General features: G+C 62.6%; 3 protein-coding genes. 1 reads left to right on the top strand and 2 read right to left on the bottom strand.

Annotated elements, in window-relative coordinates; translation table 11 throughout:
- Both SNL23_RS13115 and SNL23_RS13110 read right to left on the bottom strand, forming a co-directional pair.
- Window positions 1-1,426 (bottom strand): efflux transporter outer membrane subunit (locus SNL23_RS13115; RefSeq protein WP_318302429.1); only part of this gene is annotated, 1,426 nt, incomplete at its 3' end.
- Window positions 1,426-2,220, bottom strand: a complete 795-nt coding sequence (locus tag SNL23_RS13110; protein ID WP_076016691.1) for a helix-turn-helix transcriptional regulator — start codon at window positions 2,218-2,220, stop codon at window positions 1,426-1,428. The genes SNL23_RS13110 and SNL23_RS13115, both read right to left, overlap by 1 nt.
- Window positions 2,221-2,707: 487 nt before the next feature.
- Between SNL23_RS13110 and SNL23_RS13105 the strand changes: the two genes are divergently transcribed.
- Window positions 2,708-8,989, top strand: a complete 6,282-nt coding sequence (locus SNL23_RS13105; protein ID WP_318302428.1) for a non-ribosomal peptide synthetase — start codon at window positions 2,708-2,710, stop codon at window positions 8,987-8,989.
- Window positions 8,990-9,292: the final 303 nt, after the last annotated feature.

Genomic DNA, 9,292 nt, shown 5'->3' with positions numbered 1-9,292 from the left:
AAGAAACGGATATGCCCCCACCCCCACCCCCACCCCCAGCGGAACCCAATTCCCACCCCCCACCCAACGCCGTATACAAATTCACCTCCGCCACCAACTGCGCCAACCGATCCACAATCAACGCCTGCTGCGAACTGAACAACGACCGCTGCGCATCCAGAAACACCAGATTACTGTCCACCCCACTGCGATACCGGTGCTGGGCCAGGTCGTAATACTTCTGGTTAGCCCTTACAAAATCCCGCTGCGCCGCCAGTTGCTCGTTATACGTCTGGCGCGCCGCCAACCCGTTCGAGACCTCCTGAAACGCCGTCTGAATCGACTTCTCATACTGCGCGACAAAGATGTTCTTCTGAATCTTCGCGTAATCCAGACTCGCCCTCAGACTCCCCGCATTAAAGATCGGCAGATTGATCTGCGGCTGAAACGCCCAACTCCCCGACCCCCCCTGGAACAATCCCGACAAATCCTTGCTGGAGGTCCCCGCGTTGGCCGTCAGCGTAACCGAAGGAAAAAACGCTGCCCGCGCCGCGCCAATATTGGCGTTGGCCGCCTGCAACTGATATTCGGCCTGAACAATATCCGGCCGCCGTTGCAGCAGGTCCGACGGCAACCCGGCCGGCACGCGCGCCACCAGGTCGGCGGACAGCGGCTGTGCCGGCAAAGAATCCGGCACCGGCCCGCCCACCAGCAACGCCAGGCTGTTGAGGTCCTGGGCCACCTGGCGCTGGTAGCGGGCAATGCTTGCTCGCGTGCTCTCGACGCTGGTCTGGGCCTGGATCACATCGATCGACGTCGCCTTGCCCGCCGTTTTGCTGCGCGACGTCAGGCGCAGACTGTACTCGTCCGAAGCAAGCGTCTGCTGGGCCAGGGCCAGCAGTTCCTGGTCGGCGCGCCAGGTCAGGTAGGCGTTGGCCACGTTGGCCACCAGGCTCAGTTGCGCACTGCGCCTGGCTTCTTCAGTGGCGAGGTATTGCAGCATCGACTGCTCACTGAGGCTGCGCACCCGGCCGAAAAAATCCAGCTCATAGGCACTCACGCCCAGCGTTGCAGAGTAGGTGGAGGTGATCGCCGATTTGCCGGTGCCCGTGGCACGCCGTGGGACTTTCTGCCGGTTTTCGGCGCCCGTGGCAGACACCGCCGGGAACAGGTCCGCACGCTGGATGCGGTATTGCGCCTGGAACGCTTCGACATTCAGCGCCGCCACCCGCAGGTCACGGTTATTCACCAGTGCCTGGCCAATCAACTGCCGCATCACCGGGTCACGGAACAACTGTTGCCAGTCAGACCCGGCGGCCGATGGGCCTACCTTGTCCGCGTTGTACACCGGGTACTGCGTCGGCGTTGGCGCCTCGGGCCGCTGATAGTCCGGGATCAGCGAACACCCGCCAAGCACACACACCACGCCGAACATCAGTTTTTTCATCACGCCCCAACCATCCATTTGGCCAGGCCATGGCGGCCACTCACGCCCAATTTGGCCGCCGCGCGCTTGAGGTAGGTTTCAATGGAGCTGTTTTTCACGCTGAGTTTCTCGGCCATCTGCGGCACGGTTCCGCCGGTCAACAGTCCCAGGCACACCTCTTGCTCCCGCGCCGATAAGGTGATGTCACTGAGTGACAGGCGTTTGTAGAATTCGCGCTGCAATTGCGACTGCTCCAACAGGGTTTTAGAGGGCTCGGGAGCCACCCGCGGCGCCTGTCGATTGATCTGCGCGTGGCGCTCGATCAAGGGCAGCAAGGTTTCCGAAAGGCTCTTGAGAAACGACAACTCCGCCAGGGAAAAGGCGCGTTGGGTATGGGGCCGATAGAACGAAATCACGCAACGCCGATTGGCCTGGCGCGAGACCAGGTTGCACTGATGAGAGGTGCCGCGGATGTGGGTACTGTTGGCCTTGGCATTCATCTGGATCAACAACGGATCATTCATGCCGAGCATTTTCTTCAGCAGCGGATGATCGTCGCGGTGATGCAGGGTGCGCGGTGGCGGCAAGTCCTGCTTCAACCCATCGCTGCCGAGTAACGTGATGTCGAGTACGCATGCCTGGTGCTCGTCGAGGGTCCATTCACTGAGGTCCACCAGGTGAACCGGTACCAGCTTGTTGACCAGTTGCAGCATGTTAGCTGCGAAGTGTTCAGTGCCAGTGCTTGAAATCAATTCCCCCAACTCGAAATAAAAATGCGGACTTTCCATATTCCGAATACTGCTGGTCAGACTCATAGCCATCTCATCCTTGATGTCGAAAACCGTCGACGGTTGCCCCCGTTCGTCTGCAGGCCTCCCGTTCTCCTTGAACCTGGGTCGGTGCTCGAGGCTTCATTTAGCCACGGGGATTTGTCCTACGTATGTAGCGGAAACGAGGGACACAACCTGCCATAAAAAGCGCGCCATTATTTCGTCATTTCTGACGGGAAAATAACGCGGGGCTACACGGGGAGGGTGTTTTAGAGTTTGTTAACTAGTTGATATAGAACAGTTTTGTTTGTCTTTAGGAAAAGCCTCGTCTGCAAGGCAGCGGCCAGGGATAGCCAATTTCCTACACCCATTTAATCGATTCAGCACTGAACCATCAGCCAACCCCGGCACGGTATCTGGCTGTCCGGGTTTCGGGTGACATACGGCCCTTGGGGGCGATGCTTAAATTCCGTTGATTTCGCCTCAATGGGGCGTTGTGCGCCTTATCGACACCTCACATGAGAAGGATCTTATGACGTATTTCCCTCTGACCGCCGCCCAGCGGGATATCTGGCTGGACCAACTGCGCCTCGGCGATTCGCCGCTGTACAACATCGGCGGTTATGTCGACCTCACAGGCCCGGTGAACCCCGCATTGATCCAGCGCGCCATTGAGCAACTGGTGGCCAAGCACGACGCGTTGCGTACGGTGTTGCAGGTGGCGGACGATGGCTTGCCCCGGCAGGCGTTTGCCGAGTCGATGGTGGTATCGGTGCCCCGGCATGACGTCTCGCGGCAGCCGGACCCCGAGGCGGTGGCCGAGGCCTTGCTGCAGGCGCAAATGGCCCGGGCCTATGGTCTGGTCGACGAGCCGTTGTTCCGCTTCTTCCTGGTCAAGCTCGACGAGCAGCATTACCGCCTCGGCACCCAGGCCCATCACCTGATTCTCGACGGCTGGGGCTTCGGCCAGATGCTGCAATCGCTGGCCGGTATCTACAGCGCCCTGGAGCAGGGACGGCAACCAGACCTGTCGGCACCGTCCTATGTAGACTTTATCGACAGCGATGAACGCTATCGCGAGTCGGCCCGTTATGCCCGCGACCGCAGTTACTGGCTGGACAAATACCAGGCGCTGCCCGAGCCGCTGCTGACGCCCCGTTACCATGCCAAGGGCCAGGTACCGAGCAACACCTACGTGGCACCCTTTCCGGCGACGCTGCTAAACCGTATGGCGCGGGTGGCGAACCACTACGAGGCATCGGCGTTCCATGTGCTATTGGCCGCGATGTACCTGTACTTCAGCCGCACCGGCCAGCGCCAGGAATGGGTGGTGGGGCTGCCGATTCTCAACCGTTCCAATGCGCGCTTTCGTTCGACCCTGGGACTGTTCACTCAGGTCAGTGCCGTGCGCTTGCAGTTCAGCGACGACCTGCCGTTCAGCGTGTTAGTGCGTGGCGTACGAGACCAGCTCAAGCAGGATTTCCGGCATCAGCGCTTCCCCCTGAGCGAGATGAACCGCGAGCTGGGTCTGCTGCGCGCCGACCGTGGCCAGCTGTTCGACCTGTCGGTGTCCTATGAACAGGACGACCATAAATTTCGCTACGGCCAGGCATCCGCGCGGGCGATCAAAGTCTCCAACCACCATGAGCCGTTGCCGCTTGCGATTCACCTGCGCAGCAATCGCTACCACGACACGGCGTGCCTGCACTGCGTCTACAACGAGGCGTATTTCCAGGAACACGAGGTGCAGGCCCTGGCGGAACGTCTGGTGTATCTGCTGGAACAGGGCCTGGAAAATACAGCGCTGGCCCTGGCCGATTTTTCGTTGATCACGCCTGAGGAAAACGCGCAGTTGCAACGCTGGAACGCCACGGCTCAAGCGTACCCTGCTGCACAAACCCTGCACGGGCGCATCGAAACCCGGGCCGCGCTGACCCCGCATGCGGTAGCCGCGGTGTACCAGGACCAGCGACTGACCTACGCCGAGTTGAATCAACGGGCCAATGCCTTGGCTCATCAACTGTTGGGGCTTGGGGTAAAGCCTGACGACCGGGTGGCCATCGTCGCCCGGCGTGGCCTGGCAACGCTGGTGGGGTTGCTGGGCATTCTCAAGTCCGGTGGCTGCTATGTGCCGGTGGACCCGGCCCATCCTGCCGAACGCCTGAACTACCTGCTCGATGACAGCGCGCCGGTGGCGGTGCTGATACAGACGGATTTGCTCGAGCGCTTGCCGGAACTGACGGTGCCGGTGATCAATCTGGATCAAGCCACGGCGCAGTTGGCGAGCAACCCACACGTGGTGATGACGCCCGCCAACCTCGCTTATGTGATCTACACCTCGGGCTCCACCGGCCTGCCCAAGGGCGTGATGGTGGAACACCACACCGTGGCCAATCTGGTGGACTGGCATTGCCAGGCCTTCGACTTGCACGCGGGCAGCCATACCGCCAGCGTTGCCGGTTTCGGGTTTGACGCCATGGCCTGGGAAGTCTGGCCGGCACTGTGCGTGGGCGCGACCTTGCACCTGCCGCCGGCCCACGACGGCGCGGAAGACATCGACGCGCTGCTGGACTGGTGGCGCGCTCAGCCGCTGGACGTGTGCTTCCTGCCCACGCCGGTGGCCGAGTACGCCTTCAGCCAGAACATCGAGCATCCGACCTTGCGCACGTTGCTGATCGGTGGCGACCGCCTGCGCCAGTTCAACAAGGCACGCAGTTTCGCGGTGATCAACAACTATGGGCCTACCGAAGCGACTGTAGTTGCCACCTCTGGCCTGGTTGAGGTCGGGCAGCCGCTGCACATCGGCAAGCCCGTCGCGAACGCCACGGTCTACCTGTTGGATGAGCAGCAGCGGCCGGTGCCCATCGGGATCGCGGGCGAGTTGTACGTCGGTGGTAAAGGTGTGGCGCGCGGCTATTTGAACCGTCCGGAAATGACCGCTGAGCGCTTCCTCGATGATCCCTTCAACCCGGGCCGTATGTACCGCACCGGCGACCTGGCGCGCTGGCTGCCGGACGGCAATCTCGAATACCTGGGGCGCAACGACGACCAGGTAAAAATCCGTGGAGTGCGTATCGAACCGGGCGAAATCGAATCCGCCCTGGCAGGTTATGAGGGGGTCACTGAAGCTGTGGTCCTGGTGCGTGAGGGGCAGCTATTGGCCTGGTTCACCGAGCACGCGCCGGTAACGATTGACCTGCTTCGTACCCATCTCAGATCACGCTTGCCGGATTACATGGTGCCGCAGGCCTACGTCAAACTGGACGCGTTGCCCCTGACCGCCAACGGCAAGCTCGACCGCAAGGCTTTGCCGGCGCCCGGTGCCGATGCGTTTATCAGCCGAATCTACGAAGCTCCCCAAGGCGCCACGGAAATCACCCTGGCGCAGATATGGGCCGACGTGTTGCACGTCGAGCAAGTAGGGCGGCATGACCATTTCTTTGAGTTGGGCGGCCATTCGTTATTGGCGGTCCAGCTGGTGCAGCGCATGCGCCAGGCCGGGTTGCAGGCGGATGTGCAGGTGCTGTTCGGCCAGCCGACATTGGCCGCGCTGGCGGCGGCGGTCGGCCAGGGCACCGAGCTTGATGTGCCGGCCAACCGCGTTCCTGTAGGTTGCATCTTGATTACCCCGGACCTGCTGGTACTGGCCGAGCTGGACCCGCCGACGATCGAGCGCATTGTTGCCGCCATCCCCGGCGGCGCCGCCAATGTGCAGGAGATCTATCCGCTGGCACCGTTGCAGGAGGGCTTGCTCTATCACCACATCACCGACGAGCGTGATCCGTACCAGCAACACGCGATGTTCAGCTTTGCTTGCCGTGAACAGCTCGATGCCTTCGCCCAGGCGCTGCAACAGGTGATCGACCGTCATGACATCCTGCGTACCAGCCTGGCGTGGGATGCCATCGAGCAACCGATGCAAGTGGTGTGGCGCAAGGCGATTCTGGACGTGGAGCCGTTGGTCCTCCAGGGGGATTCAATCCTCCAACAACTGCGCGAACGCCAGCGCCCACTGGACTTGCGCAAGGCGCCGCTGATGGCCCTGGATTACGCCGAAGACCCGCAGAACCGCCGTTGGGTGGGCATGCTGCGTTTCCATCATCTGGTGAACGACGCCACATCGACGCAAGTACTGATGGCGGAAATCCAGGCACATCTGCTCGGCCAGCAACACCAACTGCCGGAGCCGGTGCCCTATCGCAACGTAGTCGCCCAGACCCGTTCACCGGCACGCCAGGCCGCGCACGAAGCGTTCTTTCGCGAGCGACTGGCGGATGTCGACGAGCCGACCCTGGCCTTCGGCTTGCAGGAGCGCCAGGCGGATCGCCACGCGACCGAGGAAGCCGATGTGCTGCTCCCCGACGCACTCGGCCAGCGGCTGCGGGAGCAGGCGCGCACCTTGGGTGTCAGTGCGGCGAGCCTGTTTCACCTGGCGTGGGCCCAGGTGCTGGGGCGCGTCTCGGGCCGTGACGATGTGGTCTTCGGCACGGTGCTGCTGGGACGTTTGCAAGCAGGTGAGGGCGCCGACCGTGCCTTGGGCATGTTCATCAACACCTTGCCGCTGCGGGTACGCCTGGCCGGGTTGACGGTGCGTGAGGCGATCAAGGACACGCAGCAGCAACTCAGCGCCTTGCTCGCCCATGAGCAAGCCTCGCTGGCGTTGGCCCAGCGTTGCAGCGGCGTCACGCCGTTGTTCAACAGCCTGCTGAATTACCGACATGTCTCGGCCGAGGAACGCCAGGCGCTGCAGCCCGGCATCGAATTGCTCAGCAGCGAAGACATCCTCAGCTACCCGCTGATGCTCACGGTGGACGACCTGCCCAGCGGTTTCCGGCTCAAGGCCAAGGCGCCCCGCAAGGTCGGTGCCCAGCGCCTGCTGGACTACCTCGGCACGGTGCTCGCGGGATTGATGGAGACCCCAGAAGCGCTGCTATTCGACGTGGAGGTGTTGCCCGCGACCGAACTGCAACAGCAACTGGTGGACTTCAACGCCAGCGAAACCGACTACTCCGTGCACCTGACCGTTCACGCCCTGTTCGAAGCCCATGCCCGGCAGACACCCCACGCGGTGGCGGTGCAGGCCGGTGAGCAACAGCTGACTTATCGCCAACTCAACGAGCGCGCCAACCGCCTGGCCTATCACCTGCGCGAGCGCGGGGTGCAGCCGGATTCGCGGGTGGCGCTGTGTGTCGAGCGCGGGTTGGACCTGGTGGTGGGCTTGCTCGCGATCCTCAAGGCAGGCGGCGCCTATGTGCCGCTGGACCCGGGCTACCCCCGCGAGCGTCTCGCCTACATGCTGCAAGACAGCGCGCCGGTGGCGTTGCTGGTACACGGCGCGACCCGCGATTTGCCGGGGGAAGTGTCGATACCGGTGATCGACTTCGACCACGGTGCCTGGCAGCACGCGCCCGAAGGTAATCCACTGGTGCCGGGGTTGAGCGTCGGCAACCTGGCGTACGTGATGTACACCTCCGGCTCCACCGGCACGCCCAAGGGCGTGATGATCGAGCATCGCGGCTTGGGTAACTTGATGCACTGGGGCTCGCAACTGTGCCCGAATGCCGAGGGTGGCGCGTTGTTACAGCGGGCGCCGTTCAGTTTTGACGGTTCGGTGTGGGAGTTGTTCTGGCCGTTGACCAACGGCATGCGCCTGGTCCTGGCACGGCCCGATGGCCACCGTGAACCGGCGTACCTGGCGCAGGTGATTCGTGAGCAACAGATCAGCGTGATCAAGTTTGTGCCGGCGATGTTGCAGCAGTTTCTGGAGCTGGAAGAGTCCGCTCACTGCACCAGCCTTACCGACGTCCTATGCGGCGGCGGCGAGTTGACCGAGGCCTTGGCTCGTGGGGTTCAGGCGCGGTTGCCCGGGGTGCGTTTGCACAACGTTTACGGGCCGACCGAGGCGACGGTGGACAGCAGCGCCTGGACCCTCGAACCGGGTGCGCCGGTGCCTGGGTTGCAGTTGCCGATTGGGCGGGCGATCAGCAATACCCGGTTGTATGTGCTGGGCGAGCATGACCGCCCGGTGCCGCTGGGGTGCAGTGGGCAGTTGCACATCGGCGGGGTAGGCGTGGCCCGGGGGTATTTGGGGTTGGCGCAGATGACTGCCGAGCGGTTTATCGAAAGCCCGTTTGTGGTGGGGGATCGGTTGTATCGAACCGGGGATCTGGTGCGGTATTTGCCGGATGGGAATCTGGAGTTTTTGGGGCGTAATGACTTTCAGGTGAAGCTGCGCGGGGTGCGGCTGGAGCTGGGGGAGGTTGAGGCGCGGTTGGCGGCGCATCCTGCGTTGCGGGAGGTGGCGGTGTTGATTCGGGATGAGCGGTTGGTGGCGTATTTCACCGTTCGTGATGCGGTGCCGGGGCTTGAGGCGTTGCGTCGTTACATGGTGGAGGGGTTGCCTGAGTACATGGTGCCTTCGGCGTTTGTGCGGGTGGAGGTGTGGCCGCTTAACCCGGCGGGGAAGCTGGATCGCAAGGGGCTGCCGGAGCCTGGGGTTGAGGCGGTTTTGAGTCGTGCCTATGAACCGCCTCGGGGGGAGGTGGAGACTGTGATTGCGGGGGTTTGGGCGGAGGTTTTGAAGCTGGACCGGGTAGGGCGCCAGGATCACTTTTTTGAGTTGGGGGGGCATTCGTTGTTGGCTGTGGGGGTGGTGGCGCGGATGCGTAAGGCGGGGTTGGAGGTGGATGCTCGCTCGTTGTTCAGTCAGCCGACGGTGGTGGGGTTGGCGGGGGTAGTTGGGAGGAGGGTGGAGCGGGTGGAGGTGGCGCTTGCGGTGGGGATTCCGGAGCTTGGTCGCAGGCGGAGGATTTGAGGGGTGGTGTTGGGTACATATCCGTTATTTAGGTAACGGCTGCCTATGGTTCCGCTCTTACAGCGGGTCACTTTTGAAAAGCGCAAAAGTAACCAAAACGCTCTGCCCCGCCTGTCGGCACCTCGCCTAGGCTCGGTGTGCCCTCAGCTCCGGCATTGCTCCGCGGGCCGCCGCGACGGGCCATCCATGGCCCGGCGCGGCTAAACCGGCGTCCTGCCGGTTTACCCGCTCCTCAATACCTGCGTTCGGCCTCGGGCTGAATGGGGCAGTCAGATCAAAATCAAAAGCAGATCAAAAGCAGAG

Origin of the sequence: Pseudomonas sp. SED1 (assembly GCF_034044025.1) — a bacterium.
Classification (GTDB): domain Bacteria; phylum Pseudomonadota; class Gammaproteobacteria; order Pseudomonadales; family Pseudomonadaceae; genus Aquipseudomonas.
The sequence above is the reverse complement of the archived record's forward strand: the minus strand, read 5'-3'. Positions and strand labels throughout refer to the sequence as shown.

What these genes read in the sequence shown, in the direction of transcription:
- SNL23_RS13110 (WP_076016691.1), bottom strand. Translation starts at nt 2,220, where the DNA reads ATGAGTCTGACCAGCAGTATTCGGAATATGGAAAGTCCGCATTTTTAT.
- SNL23_RS13105 (WP_318302428.1), top strand. Translation starts at nt 2,708, where the DNA reads ATGACGTATTTCCCTCTGACCGCCGCCCAGCGGGATATCTGGCTGGAC.